Origin of the sequence: Sphingopyxis sp. BE259 (assembly GCF_031457495.1) — a bacterium.
Taxonomy (GTDB): domain Bacteria; phylum Pseudomonadota; class Alphaproteobacteria; order Sphingomonadales; family Sphingomonadaceae; genus Sphingopyxis.
This window is the reverse complement of the sequence record NZ_JAVDWM010000001.1, coordinates 2,762,754-2,777,821: the sequence shown is the minus strand read 5'-3', so window position 1 is coordinate 2,777,821 and position 15,068 is coordinate 2,762,754. Positions and strand designations below refer to the sequence as shown.

Annotated in this window: 13 protein-coding genes; 6 read left to right on the top strand and 7 right to left on the bottom strand. The window is 63.2% G+C overall.

Annotated features, from left to right (window positions below; all coding sequences use genetic code 11):
- Positions 1–40: 40 nt before the first annotated feature.
- Positions 41–2,659, top strand: a complete 2,619-nt coding sequence (locus tag J2X44_RS13375; protein ID WP_310084914.1) for a TonB-dependent receptor domain-containing protein — start codon at positions 41–43, stop codon at positions 2,657–2,659.
- A 111-nt stretch (positions 2,660–2,770) separates the two neighbouring features.
- On the opposite strand, the gene J2X44_RS13370 is transcribed toward J2X44_RS13375, so the two are convergent.
- Complete coding sequence (locus J2X44_RS13370; RefSeq protein WP_310084911.1) at positions 2,771–5,752, bottom strand: TonB-dependent receptor domain-containing protein; 2,982 nt, start codon at positions 5,750–5,752, stop codon at positions 2,771–2,773.
- A 435-nt stretch (positions 5,753–6,187) separates the two neighbouring features.
- Here J2X44_RS13370 and folE point away from each other — a divergent pair, with 435 nt between their 5' ends.
- Positions 6,188–6,790: a GTP cyclohydrolase I FolE gene (gene folE / locus J2X44_RS13365; RefSeq protein ID WP_310084908.1), complete on the top strand. Its 603-nt coding sequence runs from the start codon at positions 6,188–6,190 to the stop codon at positions 6,788–6,790.
- A gap of 2 nt (positions 6,791–6,792) precedes the next feature.
- Positions 6,793–7,323 (top strand): hypothetical protein, encoded by a 531-nt coding sequence (locus J2X44_RS13360; protein WP_310084906.1) that lies wholly within the window; start codon positions 6,793–6,795, stop codon positions 7,321–7,323.
- Here J2X44_RS13360 and J2X44_RS13355 read toward each other — a convergent pair.
- The 6 genes from J2X44_RS13355 to J2X44_RS13330 all read right to left on the bottom strand — a co-directional run bounded on the left by J2X44_RS13355 (position 7,304) and on the right by J2X44_RS13330 (position 12,309).
- Entirely contained in the window at positions 7,304–7,960 is a 657-nt protein-coding gene (locus tag J2X44_RS13355) for a Fe2+-dependent dioxygenase (RefSeq protein ID WP_310084903.1), read from the bottom strand. The two genes, J2X44_RS13360 and J2X44_RS13355, sit on opposite strands and share 20 nt — an antisense overlap.
- Positions 7,961–9,010: a hypothetical protein gene (locus tag J2X44_RS13350; RefSeq protein WP_310084900.1), complete on the bottom strand. Its 1,050-nt coding sequence runs from the start codon at positions 9,008–9,010 to the stop codon at positions 7,961–7,963.
- 302 nt (positions 9,011–9,312) lie between these two features.
- Positions 9,313–9,945 (bottom strand): 50S ribosomal protein L9, encoded by a 633-nt coding sequence (rplI, locus tag J2X44_RS13345; RefSeq protein ID WP_310084898.1) that lies wholly within the window; start codon positions 9,943–9,945, stop codon positions 9,313–9,315.
- A gap of 14 nt (positions 9,946–9,959) precedes the next feature.
- Positions 9,960–10,184 (bottom strand): 30S ribosomal protein S18, encoded by a 225-nt coding sequence (gene rpsR, locus J2X44_RS13340; protein WP_088440322.1) that lies wholly within the window; start codon positions 10,182–10,184, stop codon positions 9,960–9,962.
- Between the two features lie 11 nt (positions 10,185–10,195).
- Positions 10,196–10,573 (bottom strand): 30S ribosomal protein S6, encoded by a 378-nt coding sequence (gene rpsF / locus J2X44_RS13335; RefSeq protein WP_310084893.1) that lies wholly within the window; start codon positions 10,571–10,573, stop codon positions 10,196–10,198.
- A 356-nt stretch (positions 10,574–10,929) separates the two neighbouring features.
- Complete coding sequence (locus tag J2X44_RS13330; RefSeq protein ID WP_310084891.1) at positions 10,930–12,309, bottom strand: Mur ligase family protein; 1,380 nt, start codon at positions 12,307–12,309, stop codon at positions 10,930–10,932.
- Positions 12,310–12,463: 154 nt separating this feature from the next.
- Here J2X44_RS13330 and J2X44_RS13325 point away from each other — a divergent pair, with 154 nt between their 5' ends.
- Genes J2X44_RS13325 through fabG form a run of 3 tightly spaced genes read left to right on the top strand, consistent with a single transcriptional unit; the run spans position 12,464 to position 15,042 of the window.
- On the top strand, positions 12,464–13,291 hold the full coding sequence (locus tag J2X44_RS13325) for an LD-carboxypeptidase (RefSeq protein WP_310084890.1): 828 nt from the start codon (positions 12,464–12,466) through the stop codon (positions 13,289–13,291).
- Positions 13,292–13,336: 45 nt separating this feature from the next.
- Positions 13,337–14,275, top strand: coding sequence for an ACP S-malonyltransferase (fabD, locus tag J2X44_RS13320; protein ID WP_310084887.1), 939 nt, complete (start codon positions 13,337–13,339; stop codon positions 14,273–14,275).
- 23 nt (positions 14,276–14,298) lie between these two features.
- Positions 14,299–15,042 (top strand): 3-oxoacyl-[acyl-carrier-protein] reductase, encoded by a 744-nt coding sequence (gene fabG, locus J2X44_RS13315; protein WP_310084885.1) that lies wholly within the window; start codon positions 14,299–14,301, stop codon positions 15,040–15,042.
- Positions 15,043–15,068: the final 26 nt, after the last annotated feature.

Below are 15,068 nucleotides of genomic sequence, written 5' to 3'. Positions count from 1 at the left end.
CAAAAGGCCGCGCTTGCACCGGATTGGAGAGAGAGACATCATGACTTTGCGCAACCTTTTGCTGGGCGCCACGATGCTGTGCGCCAGCGCCACCCCCGCCATCGCTTTCGCCCAGGACGCCGCCCCCGCCGACGACAGCGCGGTCGCGGTCGACGACACCGATTATGGCAATGACATCATCGTCACCGCGTCAAAGCGGTCGCAGACGTTGCAGGATACGCCCGTCGCCGTTTCGGTAACCTCGGCGGCGCAGCTTGAGGAATCGCAGATCCGCGACCTCATCGACCTGCAGACGGCGGTTCCCAGCCTGCGGGTGTCGCAGCTCCAGTCGAGCGCCAACACCAATTTCATCATCCGCGGCTTCGGCAACGGCGCCAACAATGCCGGGATCGAACCGTCGGTCGGCGTGTTCATCGACGGCGTCTATCGTTCGCGCTCGGCCGCCCAGATCGGCGACTTGCCCAATGTCGAGCGTATCGAAGTGCTGCGCGGCCCGCAGTCGACGCTGTTCGGCAAAAACGCATCGGCGGGCGTCATCAGCATCGTCACGCAAAAGCCGCAATATGATTTCGGCGGTTCGGTCGAGGCGACCTATGGCAATTTCAACGCGATCACCGTCAAGGGCGACGTCACCGGCCCGCTCAGCGAAACCGTCGCCTTCTCGATCGGCGGCAGCTACAACCGCCGCGACGGCTATGCCCAGGATCTGAAGCTCGACACCGACGTCAACGACCGCAACCGTTGGGGCGTGCGCGGCCAGTTGCTGTTCGAACCGACCGACGCGCTGTCGATCCGCCTGATCGGCGATTATGACAAGATCGACGAAAATTGCTGCATCGCCGGCAATGTCATCGCCGGTCCGACCGTTGCGATCACCAACGCCCTCGCTGGCGGCCCCAGCGTCGATGCCAACAACCCCTTCTCGTTCGACGTCTACAACAATTTCCTGTCGACGAACGAGATCGAAAACTACGGCGGTTCGGGGCAGATCGACTATGATCTGGGCAACCTCGCGCTGACGTCGATCACCGCCTACCGCAAGGTCAAGGCGCTGACCAACCAGGATTCGGATTTCACCGGCGCCGACCTGATCGGTGAGAACAGCCAGGATCTGGGGATCGATACCTTCACCCAGGAACTGCGCATCACGTCGGACTTTGACGGCCCGATCAACTTCCTGCTCGGCGGCTATTATTTCAACGAGAAGATCAAGCAGAAGAACGACATCCGCTTCGGGACCCAGTTCCGCCCCTATGGCGACGCGTTGATCCGCGCCGCCAGCGGCAACGCGCTGAACGTCGCGCTGCTCGAAGGCACCTTTGGCACGCTTGAAGGTGCACCGGCCCGCTATGTCGGCACCTTCTTCCGTGCGGGAGACGGGCTCGATGAAGCGTATCGCCTGAAGGACGAGGCCTTCTCGATCTTTGGCACCGTCGATTTCGAAGTAAACGACCGCCTGACGCTGTCGCTCGGCGGTAACTACACCAAGGATCGCAAGAATTTCTCGACGAATGTGATCAGCACCGACGTGTTCTCGGGTATCAACCTCGATGCGCCGCAATATGCGCCGTTCCGCAACCAGTTGCTGCTGGGTGGTGCCTTGCAACAGGCGGGAGTCAATCCGAACAATCCGGCCGCCGTCGCTGCTTTCGCAACCAACCCTGCGACCGCGCCGATTTTCCAGCAGTTCCTGGCTTTCGCGGCCGCCAATCAGAACAACCCCGCGGCGAACCCGCTGGGCGGTCTGCGCGCGTTCCAGTTCCTGCCGCCGTTCCTGAACGTCCCGAATTCGGTCGAGGACGGCAAGACCGACGATGGCGATTTCTCTTACAGCGTCCGTGCCGCTTATGAAGTGACCGACACGGTCAATGTCTATGCGACCTATGCGACCGGTTTCAAGGCAAGCTCGGTCAACCTGTCGCGCGACAGCCGCCCGTTGGCGTCGGATCTCGCCGCGATCACGGCGGCGGGCCTCCGCACCCCGAACCTTGCAACGGGTTCGCGCTTCGCGGCTCCCGAAGAATCGACCGTTTACGAGTTCGGTCTGAAGGGCCAGTGGGACGTCGCGGCGGTGAACATCGCGGTGTTCAAACAGTCGATCAAGGGCTTCCAGTCGAACGTCTTTACCGGCACCGGCTTCGCGCTGGCCAACGCCGGCAAGCAGTCGACGTTCGGGATCGAGTTCGATGGTTCGGTGCGGCCGGTCGACGGGCTCAACCTGACGCTGGCGGCGACCTATCTCGACGCCAAATATGACAGCTTCGTCAATTCGGCGTTCGGCGACATCTCGGGCACCACGCCCGCGGGCATCCCGGCCTTGTCGATGTCGATGGGCGCCACCTACACGCATGAATTTGCGGGCGGGACCAAAGCGATTGCGCACGTCGACTATGCCTACGAAAGCCCGGTCCAGATCGTCGAGGGGCTGAGCGGCTTCCCGGCGGGCGTCGTCGAGGGTTTGCAGCGCGAGGTCAACTCGCTCAACGCATCGTTCACGATCCGCCTGACCAACGGTCTGGACGTCGGCGTGTGGGGACGCAACCTGACCAACGCGCAGTATCTCACGACGATCTTCCCGGCGGTGGCACAGGCGGGCAGCGTGTCGGGCTATCCCAGCCAGCCGCGCACCTATGGCGGCACCGTTCGCTTCAAATTCTGATCGCGGCGGGCCGGGGCGGCGACGCCTTGGCCCACCCGACCAGCGGACAAAAGAAACCCCGGCCTCTCGATGGAGAGGCCGGGGTTTCTTGTTGGCGTTGCCGCCTTGGCTTTAGAACTTCACGCCCGCACCGAGGCCATAACGGCGCGGATCGAGAGTGAAAATGTTTGTGAACAGACCCGAAGACTGATCGGTCAGATACAGGCCCGTCGTGGCGTTGCTGTCGAAGATATTCTGGACAAAGGCGCGGACATACCAGCGGTCGTCGGCACCATTCAGCTGGATTTGCGCGTTCGCCTGGGCATAGCCCTTCACCTTGTTCACCCGGCCGTTGAAGATATTGCCATAGCTGTCACCGGTGTACGTGAGGTCGAGGCGCGGGACGAGCGACATGCCGCCAGAGAAATTGACAGTATGCTGGACACCGGCCGAGAATTTGACGTTCGGAGCCTGCGGCAGCTTGTTGCCCTTGATGCTGATCGGAACGCCGCCGCCGTAGACGGTGATCGCGCCGCCGGTTCCGGCCGCCGCCGTCTCGAGCGCGGCGCAACTGCTGAACGCCCCCGTCGCGGCGCCCAAATTGGCATCCGACGGGAACGCTGTCGGGCCGCGCAGGCCATTCGCGGCGGTCAGTCCCCGCGTTGCGTTGATGCCGTTATTCACTGCGGTCACGAAGCCGTCCGCGGTAGCCTGTCCGCCGACATTGGCGACAACGGCGCAGTTGAAGGCTTGCGAAATATCCTTGATGATCACCGAATTGGGCAGCCCGCCCGACGGATCGCGCTGGTTGATGAACAGCGTGTCGTCGGTAACCTTTGTGTGCAGATAGCTGAAGCCAAGGTTGATCAGCCAGTCGGGATCAGGTCGGATGATGCCTTCGGCCTCGAAACCATAGATGTCGGCATCAATGTTATCGTTGAGCGACGTGCGGGCGACGATGCGGCTCAGCTGCAGGCCTTTGTATTTATAATAGAAGCCCGTGAGGTTGAGCTGCAGTGCTCCGTTGCCGAACGTGTTCTTCGATCCGATTTCGAAGGAATCGACGATTTCGGAATCGAAGGATTCGGTTACGCCGGGAATGATCACCTGAAGCGCGGGGTTGATGCCGCCCGATTTATAGCCCCGCGAATAGGATGCGTAGAGAAGATTGTCGTCGGTCAGCTTGAAATCGATCACCGCGCGTCCAGTGAATTCGTCAAATTTGACGGTCCGGTCACGGAATTTTTGCGGTCCGGGCAGGCCGGTTGCGCCCGTATCGGCGTCGTACCCGCCCGCGAAAGGCGAATTGAAGATGTCGCCGGTCGTTCCATAGGGAACAAGGAAGTTGGCGAGTGTGGAGTTCGAGATGTCGTGCTTTTTGTCGTTGTTGTATCGCAGGCCGACGGTCAGCTTCAGCCGATCGCTAGCCTCGAAATATGCTTCCCCGAAGATGCCGTAGGAGGTCAGTTTGAAGCGCTCGTCATGGTTCTTGAAATAGGGTGAGCCGAGAAAGGATGGGGGGGCGCCGGCGCCCAAAGCCGAGAATGTGCCGAACAGGGCAGCGAAATAGTCGATCGGGAAGGCATTGACATAATAGTCGCCATCGGTCGTCACCGATTCCGAATAAATGCCACCGAGCAGGAAATTGAACGGACTATCGAAGTCGCTGGCAATGATCGCTTCCGATGCCCAGCTCTCGTTTTTCGCAACCGAACGGTCGAACGCGAGCGGACTGGTGCCGCAGATGCTGTCGCCACCAAATGCGCCGAGGCCGTTAGGATTGGTGTTTGAGGTGCAGACCCTGCCGCTCGGACCGTCGGGAATCAGCGCAGCGGCGATTGGCGCAAAATAGGCGGCCGATCCGGGAACGAAAGCTGGTGCCGGCGCAGGCAGTCCGGTCGGGATGCCATTGGCGGCAAGGAAGGCAAGCGAGTTCAGCCCAGGCTGGATCGACGCGCGGTTGACGACGTCGAGGTTATAGTCCTGCCGTGAATCGACCCGCGTCCGCTGGTAAATGCCGGTAAGGCCGACGCTGACGTTGCCGAAATTATGTTCCAGATGCGCCTGCGCCTGGATTTCGTCGGTGAAATATTCCGGCGTAAAATCGGTGTTGACCGTGCGGACGTCGGTGGGTTCGACTGAGCCGAAATTATTGTCGGGGCCGTACAGACTGCCGGTCCCCAGGCCGAGGGCAGGCGGGATGCCGTTGAGCGCGAAAACTTCGCGCGACCCCAGCACGCTGGGGAAGGTCGAGTTGCCGTTGGTTTTGCCGTAATCGCGGCGGTTGTTGAGGCAGCCGAGCACGCCCGTCGGATCGCGCTGGCAAAGCTGTTTCTGGATGCGGAGGCGATCGTCCTTTTCACGGAAATAATAGCCCATCAGATCCAGCGTCGTGTCCGGGGTCGGCTCCCAACGCAAGGAACCACGAACCGCGTACATTTCGCGCCCATCGATGCTGCTGTCGTCGAAAAGATTTGTCGTGTAGCCGTCACGCTTCAGATAGAATCCAGCGGCGCGAAAGGCGAGCGTGTCACCCAGCGGGACATTGACCATCCCCTTGACTTTCCACGCGTTGAAATTGCCATATTCGCCGTCGGCGCTGGCTTCGAACTGGCTGGGCTTGGGTTTGGCGGTGACGAAGTTGACCACGCCGGAGGTGGCGTTGCGACCGAACAGCGTCCCTTGCGGGCCGCGCAGCACCTCGATCCGTTCCAGATCGAAATATTCGGTTTCGAATAGGCGGGTGCCGAATAGCGGGCTGCCGTTGACATGGATAGCGGTCGCGCTGTCGCAGCTGAAGCCGACGCACAGATCGCCGATACCCCGAATGGTAAAGCTCGAACCGGTGAAATTGCCCTTTGAGAAGGTGACATTCGGAAGGGTGAGTTGAAGGTCGCTGGCATTTTCGATCTGCTGCGCTTCCAAGGCTTCGGCGGAAAAGGCGCTGACCGCGATTGGCACGTCCTGCAGTCGTTCCGACTGGCGCTGCGCCGTGACGACGATTTCGCCGCCAAACGCATCGCGTTCCACTTCATCCGCCGCGTCCTGCGCCCACGCCGGTGTCGCCACCGCCATCGCAAGGATCGACGTTCCGATCAGTGCCTTGAACTTCATCTATAGCCTCCCTTTTTCGATCCCGCAGGTGCGGGGCCGCCCAAATTTAAATTGTGGTAAGGGGAGGGGATAAGACCAGACATGGCAAAGGGCGCCGGACCGAAACGGCCAGATGCCCTGGTGTATCCCACTTGCCAGCTGTGCTGGTCATCGTCCTCTCCCACCGGCGTCGGGGAAAACGCCGGCCTCTCCGGATCACGACCCGCTTGAGCGGGTTCTGTAATGCAACTCAAAGGTGCGCTTAGTTGACGCAAGCGTCAAGTCACTTGTTCGATCCGGAAAGTGACGCGAAACGGCACGATTGTAAAAAAGCAAAAAGCCAAGTTTCCGCAACGTAAACTTGCGCGCCGGGCAGATTTGTTGTTGTCCAGCCCTTGCTTATCGGCGCATTGGCACCGAAATGTGCGGCAAGAAAGCAACAGTGAAAGTGGGGCGATGAGCGACAGCAAAGTTGAAACGGGGCCGGACGGCAAGGTGGTCGTTCCCGACCATGTCGCGGATGCGGTGCGGACGCTGATCGAATGGGCCGGCGACGACCCGGCCCGCGAAGGCTTGCTCGATACACCCAAGCGCGTCGCGCGCGCGTGGAAGGAATATTGCAGCGGCTATGCCGATGATCCGGCGATCCATCTGGCGCGGACTTTCGAAGAAGTCGGCGGCTATGACGAGCTGGTGTTGCTGAAGGACATTCCGTTCCAGTCGCACTGCGAACATCATATGGCGCCGATCACCGGCAAGGCGTCGATCGCCTATATGCCGCGCGACCGCGTCGTCGGCATTTCCAAGCTCGCGCGCGTGCTCAACGGCTATGCGCGGCGGTTGCAGGTGCAGGAACGGCTGACCGCCGAGGTCGCGCGCTGCATCTGGGACAATCTGCATCCGCACGGCGTGGCGGTCGTCATCGACGCGCAGCACGGGTGCATGACCGGGCGCGGCGTGCGGACGCCGGGGGTCGGGATGGTGACGAGCCGCCTGCTCGGCTGCTTCCTCGACGATCAGCGCAGCCGCAAGGAAGTGCTTAGCCTGATGGGCTATTGACGATGGGGTGGCGGTCGCGGCGGAACCGTTCGTTCCGCGCCCGGCTGCGCGCCTTTCAGGAGATGCGCGGCGAGACGCCCGATGCGGGCTTTATCGCCGATCTCGAATTTCTGGAAAATCGCGACCTTGATCTGTCGGTGCGGATTGGCGGCTTGCTGGCATTCAACGCGCTGGCAATCACGATCGGGACGCATCCGATTTCGGCCAGCCCCGGCGCGCCGCTCAGTCTCGACGCCGCCACGCAGCCGTGGCTGACCATCGCCAGCATTGTCGGCATCCTGCCGCTCATCCTGTCCAGTTTCCTGTGTTTGCGGGCCCTGCTGCTCGGCGAAGAGTTTGACAGCGACAGGCTCGACAAGGCGGACGGGCTGCGCCAGCGGCTGTTCGCCGCCTTTACCTATTCGATCGACGCCCAGGCGCAGCTGTTGTCGGTCGCGGTGCGCGCGACGATTGCCGGCGGGGCGCTGACGCTGGCCGTATGGGTGTGGATCCTCGCCGAAAAAATGCTGGCGGTCAGCGCCGCCACATCCTGAGCAACTGATATTGCACCGCCTGTAGCCGGGTGAAATTGGCCGGATCCATCTGGCCACCCTCGATCGCCGCGATTTCGTTGAGGTCGTACATCAGGCCGCGTTGAGCGACGTCGGGGATCAGGCTCTGGATGAAGGTGATCGCGACCAGCCGTTCGCCGCGCGTCACCGGCTCGACCTCGTGCAACGTGTGCGACGGATAGACGACCGCCACCCCCGCCGCTTCCTTGAAGCGCAGGTCGGCATTGCCCAACTGCACATGCAGCGCGCCGCCGTCATAGTCGGCAGGATCGTTCAGAAAAACAGTGCAGCTGACGTCGGTGCGCAGCTGGCCGTCGGGCAGGGGGATATAGGCGGCATCGGGGTGCAGCCCGTAATGCATGCCCGGCGAATAGCGGGTCAGCAGCGGCGGGGCGATCCGCGCCGGAAAGGAAAACGCCATGAAATCGGGGTTCTGAACCATCGCGTCGAGCAGGATTTTCGACGAGCGCTCATAGGCGCCGGCGTCGTGCAATTGCAGGTTGTTCTTTACTGCCGAATGGGGGTTGCTGATCCGTCCATCGACGAATTGGCCGCTCGCGGCGATGTCGCGCAATGTGCGCACCGCGTCGTCGTCGAGGAGCTGAACGATCTTGAACATTTATCGGCTTTCCTGGTCGCCGTGGATCGGCAGGGTGCCAAGGCTTGTATAGCGTGCGGCGAGGGCTTCAACCCATGCGATGGCTTCGGCGATGGCGGGCGCGTGCTCCGCGGCGGCCTGTGCCTGCAGGTCGCGGCGAAGATCGGGGCTGTACCCATGTTCGGGCGCTTTGGAATATTGGCCCATGATCGGGCCGGCGAGTGCGCCGTCGATTCGTGCGGGGTCGACCGGAAGCCCGAAATGGCGGCACTGCGCGGCAAGTGCGGTGGCCGGGTCGGCCAACAGGCGTTCGAAATCCATCCACAGATGGCGAGGATCGGATGGCGGCAGGGTGCGCTGCGCCGTCGCCATTTCGGCCAGCCAGCTCATCGCGATGCGAGTGACGGGGGGCAATTGCCACAGCGCGGCGGGGAAATCGGGAAGCTGTGCCACCAACCGCGCCATGCGAGCGGGCGCCTGAGCCAGTGTTTCCGCGAGCGACGCTTCGCCCGCCAGGATCGTCTCGATGTACCGCGCGAGGGGGACGTAAAGGAACAGCGCGCGACCATCGGCACCCGTCAGATCGCCAGCGATCGCGGTGATCACGCTCGACGCTTTGACCATCGCGTGCTGGTCCGGCGCGAAGCCGCGGCCGAGCCAGCCAAGAGTCTGCGCCAGCCGCTGGCGATACCGATCGGGTGACCACAGCGATTCGGGCTGGTTCAGGCGCTCGGCGACCTGCGCCAGCGTGCGCAGCAGCATGGGCTCGCGCAGCGGCAACCCATGGCCGACATCGGCGAGCAGGCGGGACACCAGCGTCGAGCCGACATGGCCGATGTGAAAGATGAAATGCGGCCGCGGCGCGGCAGCGCCCAGATCGGGCAGCGCGTCCCACGCCAACCATTCGCGGCCGATGCGGTCGGTCAGCAGCCGCTGATCGAGAAAGCTGGCGGCGCGGTAATCGGCTTCAGTCAGCAGGGCAACGAGCAGCCGGTCGTTCGCGAGGTCTGCCATATGCGGCAACAGGCCAGCGTCGGCGGCAAAGCGGTGCAGGAACGGATCGTCGGCCATCCCCGCGCCATAGGAAAGGCGAGCCGGGTTGGCCAGACGCGATCATGCTCGGGCGGCGTCGGCTCTGGGGTGGGAAGCTGCAATTCCCCAAATTCGTCATCCCCGCGAAAGCGGGGACCCAGAGCGTGCGTAGGCTAACCCCACCCTGGGTTCCCGCTTTCGCGGGAATGACGAAGTTGTAAGGTCCGGAACGTCTACTTCCGGTCGAAACCGGCCAATCGCACCAGCCGCTCCGCCACAGAAAAGGGCCGCGCTTCCTTTCGGAAACGCGGCCCTTTCAAAAGGCGTTCGCCAAAAGAGGCTTAGTCTTCCTTGGCGTCGTCAGCCGCTTCGTCGCTGGCGTCGGCAGCGCGTTCCGACGGCGGCGTCGCGTCGTCGAATTCGTCTTCGCTGTCGGGTTCCAGCGCCGTCGCAACCGCTTCGGCCTGTTCTTCCTCGAACATGGCCTGGATAACGTCGATGCCCTGCTTCTGCATCTCGGCTTCGTCGGGCGAACGCGCGACGTTGACTGCGACCGTCACGATGACTTCGGGGTGCAGCTTGACCTTGACGTCGACCAGGCCGAGCGACTTGATCGGGCGTTCGAGTTCAACCATCGACTTGCCGAGGCCGGTGACGCCGTCTTCGGCCAGCGCATCGACGATGTCGCGGACCGAAACCGAACCATACAGCTGGCCAGTGTTCGACGCCTGGCGGATCAGCACGATCTGCTTGCCGTCAATATCCTTGGCGCGGCCTTCGGCTTCGCCGCGACGTTCGGCGTTGTCAGCCTCGATCTTGCCGCGGTTCGCTTCGAACAGCTTGCGGTTGGCGTCGTTCGCGCGCAGCGCCTTGTTGTTGGGCAACAGGTAATTGCGGGCAAAGCCGTTCTTGACGTTGACGACATCGCCGATGCCGCCGAGTTTCTCGATGCGTTCGAGCAGAATGATTTCCATCAGACCAGCCCTCCTTACTTCACAATGTAGGGCAGCAGGCCGATGTGGCGCGAGCGTTTGATCGCTTTCGCCAGCTCACGCTGCTTTTTGGCGGACACCGCGGTGATCCGCGACGGGACAATCTTGCCGCGCTCCGACAGGTAACCCTGGAGCAGGCGAACGTCCTTGTAATCGATGACCGGTGCGTCCTTCGCCGTGAAGGGGCAGGTCTTGCGGCGGCGGAAAAAGGGTCGTGCCATGTTCGTTATCCTTATTCTTCGCCGTCGCGGTCACGACCGCCACGTTCGCCGCGGCCGCCCCGACGTTCTTGCTTGCGCATCATAACCGACGGACCTTTTTCAAGTTCGTCGACCTTGATCGTCATCCAGCGGATGATGTCTTCGCTGATCGCCGCCTGACGCTCGATCTCGGCGATCGCTTCGCCCGACACTTCGGCCGACAGCATCACATAATGACCCTTGCGGTTCTTCTGGATCTTGTAGGCGAGCTGCTTCAGGCCCCAGGTTTCGGTCTTGTGGACCTCGCCCTTATATTCGGTGATGACGTTGGTGACGGTTTCCGCCAGCGCGTCGACCTGAGCCTGGCTCAGGTCCTGACGCGCGATAAAAACATGCTCGTAGAACGGCATGATGCGCTTCCTTCGATTTGGCCGATCGCTGACCTGCGCCAATCGCAGGCCCCTCCGGCTGTCGTCTTGCGATGCGAAATTGGTGCAAAGCAAATGGGGCGACGGCCAAGAGCCTCGCCCCAATGGAGCGCGCCTATATAGATTCGGCGGCGGAAAGCAAGGGTTCTTCCGCCCCTCTCCCCTTGCGGGAGAGGGGGGCGCAGACTTGCCAGCTTGCTGGCTAGCCGGAGCTGGGTGAGGGGTCTGCGGTCGATCTGCGACCGCGCGAGCCGGTGGCTCGCAACCCCTCATCCAACTGCGGCTAGTTCGCTGCGCTCACAAGCCTCCATGTCCTTCTTCCGCAAGGGAAGAAGGGACTATGCGAGCTTCGCCAGCAATTCGTGCCCAAATTCGGTCAGCGTGTCGTCGCGCGCGCCGAGGATCAGGATGCGGTCGCCGGCCTTTGCTTCGTCGAGCATTGCGGAGCCGCAATTGGTGCGGGTCGTCAGGTGCACCGCATCGCCGCCGCTCGCAACGATCGCGGCGACCAGCGCCTCGCTGCCGATACTGCGATCGACGGTGCCGCCGAAATAGACGGGGTCACAAACATAGAGCTTGTCATCGGGCCGCATCCCGGCGGCAAAGCTGGCCGCGAGTTCCCGGCCCATCTGGCGCAGCGGGCCGTAACCGTGTGGCTGAAAGAACAGCAGGGCGCGGCCGGGCAGTTCGGCGACCGCGGCGAGCGTCGCGGCAACCTTGTCGGGGTTGTGCGCAAAATCGTCGATCACCGTCACGCCGCCCGCCTGGCCCAGCACTTCGTAACGGCGCGCCAGCCCGGTGAAATCGACAAGGGCGGCCACCGAGTCCGCCACCGATATATTGATCGCGCGCGCCGCCGCGATCGCCGCGAGTGCGTTCATCGCATTGTGGCGGCCCGGCATCCGCAACCGCACGTCGTGCGTGGTCGCCTGGAAAGCGACCTTGAAGCGGCAGCCGTCGGGCAGCGCCGTAAAATCGCTGCCACGCAGCGCCGCGCCGTCGCCGAACCCGAACCGCAGATTGTTGTCGGCATTGAACAGCGCCGCCGATTCGGGATCGTCGGCGTTGATCACCGCAATCCGCGCCTTGCCGACAAAATCGCCGAACAGTGCATGGAGTTCGTCGAGGCTCTTGTGGTCGAGGCTGATGTTGGTGACCACCGCGACGTCTGGCTGATAGAGCGCGATCGAGCCGTCGCTTTCATCGACTTCACTGACGTAAACGGCATTGCCGCCGACCAGCGCGCTGGCAAAGGGCCGGTCTTCGCTCGCGAAATTGCGCATCACCGCGCCGTTCATCACCGTCGGTTTTTTCCCCGCGCTTTCGAGGATCCAGCCGATCATCCCGGTGACGGTCGACTTGCCGCTGGTGCCGCCGACGCCGATCGCTTGGGCCGCGTCGTTGAACAGCGCGGCGTTGAGATCGGCGCGGGTCATGCGGGCGAGGCCGAGCGCCTTCGCGGCGGCGATGTCCGGCACGCTGTCCTCGATCGCCGCCGATGCGATCAGGATCTGACCCGCTTTCGGCCCGCTGCCATCCTGCGGGTGAAATGCGATGCCCTGGCTTTCGAGCCACGCGAATTTTCCGGGCGAGCGTCCTTGGTCGCGGCTGCGGTCCGACCCCGCAACGCTGGCACCGCGCGCCGCGACAATCATGGCGAGCGGCAACATGCCCGACCCGCCGATGCCACAGAAGAAATAGGATTTGTTTTCCGCCATGGCGCGGCGTTATGGCCTTGGCGAAGGGTTTGCAACCAGAGCGGCACTCTCTTTCCCCGTTCGCATCGAGCGACGTCGAGATGCCCCTCGGCCCGGCGCTGTGACGATGGGTGTCTCGACTTCGCTCGACACGAACGGATTTGAAGGTCGCTCCATGCGCATCGGAATAGTCGCTCCCTCGACCCCCATATTGCCCGACGATGCGGAAGCTGTCCGCGCGCTCGCCAGCCTCGGCTACCCCGACGTCGAGCTGGTCTTCGACCCGCAATGTTTCGCCACCCACGGCCATTTTGCTGGCGAGGACGGGCATCGCTTTGCCGCGCTCGTGGAAATGGCAAACCGTCCGGACATCGACGCGATCTGGTTCGCGCGCGGCGGCTATGGCGCGTGCCGGATTGCCGAGGATGCAGTCGCGGCGATGACCGATGTCGCGCGGCGCAAGGCGTTCCTTGGCTATTCGGATCAGGGCAATCTGCTCGGCGCGCTCTATCGCGACGGCTTCGATCACGTCGCGCACGGACCGATGGTCGCCGATATTCGCCGCGAGGGCGGCGACGCTGCGATATTGCGCGCGCTCGACTGGCTGGTCGCGCGCGATCCGGGCGCCTGCGAGGCGGGCTTGCAGCATGGCGCGCGCCATGCCGCATTCAACCTGATGACGCTGTCGATGCTGCTCGGTACGCCGCTAGAGCCCGATTTGTCGGGGCATGTGCTGCTGGTCGAAGAGGTCAGCGAATATCTTTATGCCTTTGACCGCGCCTTTTTTCATGTCGCCAGCTATCTGGGCCCGCGCGGCCTGGCCGGTCTGCGGCTCGGCCGGGTCGGCGACATTCGCGAAAACGACCGGCCGTTCGGGCTGGAAGCCGAGGAGATCGCGCAGCAGTGGTGCACGCGGTGCGCCATCCCCTATCTGGGCCGCGCCGACATCGGCCATGATGCCGAAAACAAGGTCGTCCCCTTCGGCTTGCATCGCGCCGGGTGAAGGAATAGGCGCGGCCCAATTCATAATCACGCTAGGGGACGCAATATGCGCGCATTCATCTTTCCGGGTCAGGGCAGCCAGGCAGTCGGCATGGGCAAGGCGCTCGCTGACGCCTCGCCGGTCGCGCGCGAGGTGTTTCAGGAGGTCGATGACGCGCTGGGGCAAAAGCTGTTCCTGCTGATGAGCGAAGGGCCGGAGGATCAGCTGACCCTCACCGAAAATGCCCAGCCCGCGATCATGGCCAATGCGATCGCGACGTTGCGCGTGCTGGAAAAGGAAGGCGGCGTGACCTTGTCGGCCAAGGCCGATTATGTCGCGGGCCACAGTCTGGGCGAATATAGCGCGCTCTGCGCCGCGGGTGCCTTCGACCTCGCGACCACCGCGCGGCTGCTGAAGACGCGCGGTCAGGCGATGCAGGCGGCGGTGCCGGTCGGCATCGGCGCGATGGCAGCGTTGCTCGGCGCCGATATCGACACCGCGCAGAAACTCGCCGACGCGGCTGCCGAAGGCGAGGTCTGCACCGTCGCCAACGACAATGACCCGTCGCAGGTCGTGATCTCGGGCCACAAGGGCGCGGTCGAGCGCGCGGTCGCGCTGGTCAAGGATTATGACATCAAGCGCGGGGTGCTGCTCCCCGTGTCGGCGCCGTTCCATTGCCCGCTGATGCAGGCGGCGGCGGATGCGATGGCCGAAGCGCTCGGCGTCAACTCGCCCGCCGCCCCGTTGGTGCCCGTGGTCGCCAACGTCACCGCCAGCCCGGTGAGCGACGCCGACACGATCCGCGACCTGCTCGTCCAGCAGATCACCGGCCGCGTCCGCTGGCGCGAAAGCGTCGGCGCGATGGAAGGCATCGGCGTGACGCATTTTGTCGAATTCGGCGGCAAGGTGCTGTCGCCGATGGTGAAGCGCAGCGCGTCGGGCGAGGTCGAGACCGCCAGCGTGATTTCGATGGACGATATCGAAGCGCTGCTCAAGACGCTCTAATCACAAAAATCAGGAGAATTCGAATGTTTGATCTCACCGGCATGACCGCCCTCGTCACCGGCGCGTCGGGCGGCATCGGTTCAGCTATCGCACAGGCGCTGGCGGCGCAGGGCGCCCGGCTTGCGGTGTCGGGGTCCAACGCCGATAAGCTGAACGCCTTTCGCTACACGCTTGGCGGCGATCATGTCGCTCTGCCTTGCAATCTGGGCGATGCCGCCGCGGTCGATGCGCTGGTGCCGTCCGCGGTCGACGCGCTGGGCGGCAAGCTCGACATCCTCGTCAACAACGCCGGGGTGACGCGCGACAATCTGATCATGCGGATGAAGGACGAGGAGTGGATGGACGTTATCCGTATCAATCTTGAGGCCAATTTCCGCCTCGCGCGTGCGGCGGCGAAGCCGATGATGAAGGCGCGGTTCGGCCGCATCATCTCGATCACCAGCGTCGTCGGCGCTACCGGCAATCCGGGGCAGGCCAATTACGCGGCTTCGAAGGCCGGGGTCACCGGAATGACCAAGGCGTTGGCGCAGGAACTGGCCAGCCGCGGGGTGACCGCGAACTGCGTCGCGCCGGGCTTTATCGCCACCGCGATGACCGACGACCTGCCCGACGCGCAAAAAGACGCGCTGAACCAGCGCATCCCGGCGGGCCGGATGGGCGAGGGCAGCGATATTGCCGCGGCGGTCGTCTATCTGGCGTCGAAAGAGGCTGGATATGTGACCGGTCAGACGTTGCATGTGAACGGCGGGATGGCCATGCTGTCCTGAGGGATCGCAAGGCGACGTTGAAGGGA

What these genes read in the sequence shown, in the direction of transcription:
- J2X44_RS13375 (WP_310084914.1), top strand. Translation starts at nt 41, where the DNA reads ATGACTTTGCGCAACCTTTTGCTGGGCGCCACGATGCTGTGCGCCAGC.
- J2X44_RS13370 (WP_310084911.1), bottom strand. Translation starts at nt 5,752, where the DNA reads ATGAAGTTCAAGGCACTGATCGGAACGTCGATCCTTGCGATGGCGGTG.
- folE (WP_310084908.1), top strand. Translation starts at nt 6,188, where the DNA reads ATGAGCGACAGCAAAGTTGAAACGGGGCCGGACGGCAAGGTGGTCGTT.
- J2X44_RS13360 (WP_310084906.1), top strand. Translation starts at nt 6,793, where the DNA reads ATGGGGTGGCGGTCGCGGCGGAACCGTTCGTTCCGCGCCCGGCTGCGC.
- J2X44_RS13355 (WP_310084903.1), bottom strand. Translation starts at nt 7,960, where the DNA reads ATGTTCAAGATCGTTCAGCTCCTCGACGACGACGCGGTGCGCACATTG.
- J2X44_RS13350 (WP_310084900.1), bottom strand. Translation starts at nt 9,010, where the DNA reads ATGGCCGACGATCCGTTCCTGCACCGCTTTGCCGCCGACGCTGGCCTG.
- rplI (WP_310084898.1), bottom strand. Translation starts at nt 9,945, where the DNA reads ATGGAAATCATTCTGCTCGAACGCATCGAGAAACTCGGCGGCATCGGC.
- rpsR (WP_088440322.1), bottom strand. Translation starts at nt 10,184, where the DNA reads ATGGCACGACCCTTTTTCCGCCGCCGCAAGACCTGCCCCTTCACGGCG.
- rpsF (WP_310084893.1), bottom strand. Translation starts at nt 10,573, where the DNA reads ATGCCGTTCTACGAGCATGTTTTTATCGCGCGTCAGGACCTGAGCCAG.
- J2X44_RS13330 (WP_310084891.1), bottom strand. Translation starts at nt 12,309, where the DNA reads ATGGCGGAAAACAAATCCTATTTCTTCTGTGGCATCGGCGGGTCGGGC.
- J2X44_RS13325 (WP_310084890.1), top strand. Translation starts at nt 12,464, where the DNA reads ATGCGCATCGGAATAGTCGCTCCCTCGACCCCCATATTGCCCGACGAT.
- fabD (WP_310084887.1), top strand. Translation starts at nt 13,337, where the DNA reads ATGCGCGCATTCATCTTTCCGGGTCAGGGCAGCCAGGCAGTCGGCATG.
- fabG (WP_310084885.1), top strand. Translation starts at nt 14,299, where the DNA reads ATGTTTGATCTCACCGGCATGACCGCCCTCGTCACCGGCGCGTCGGGC.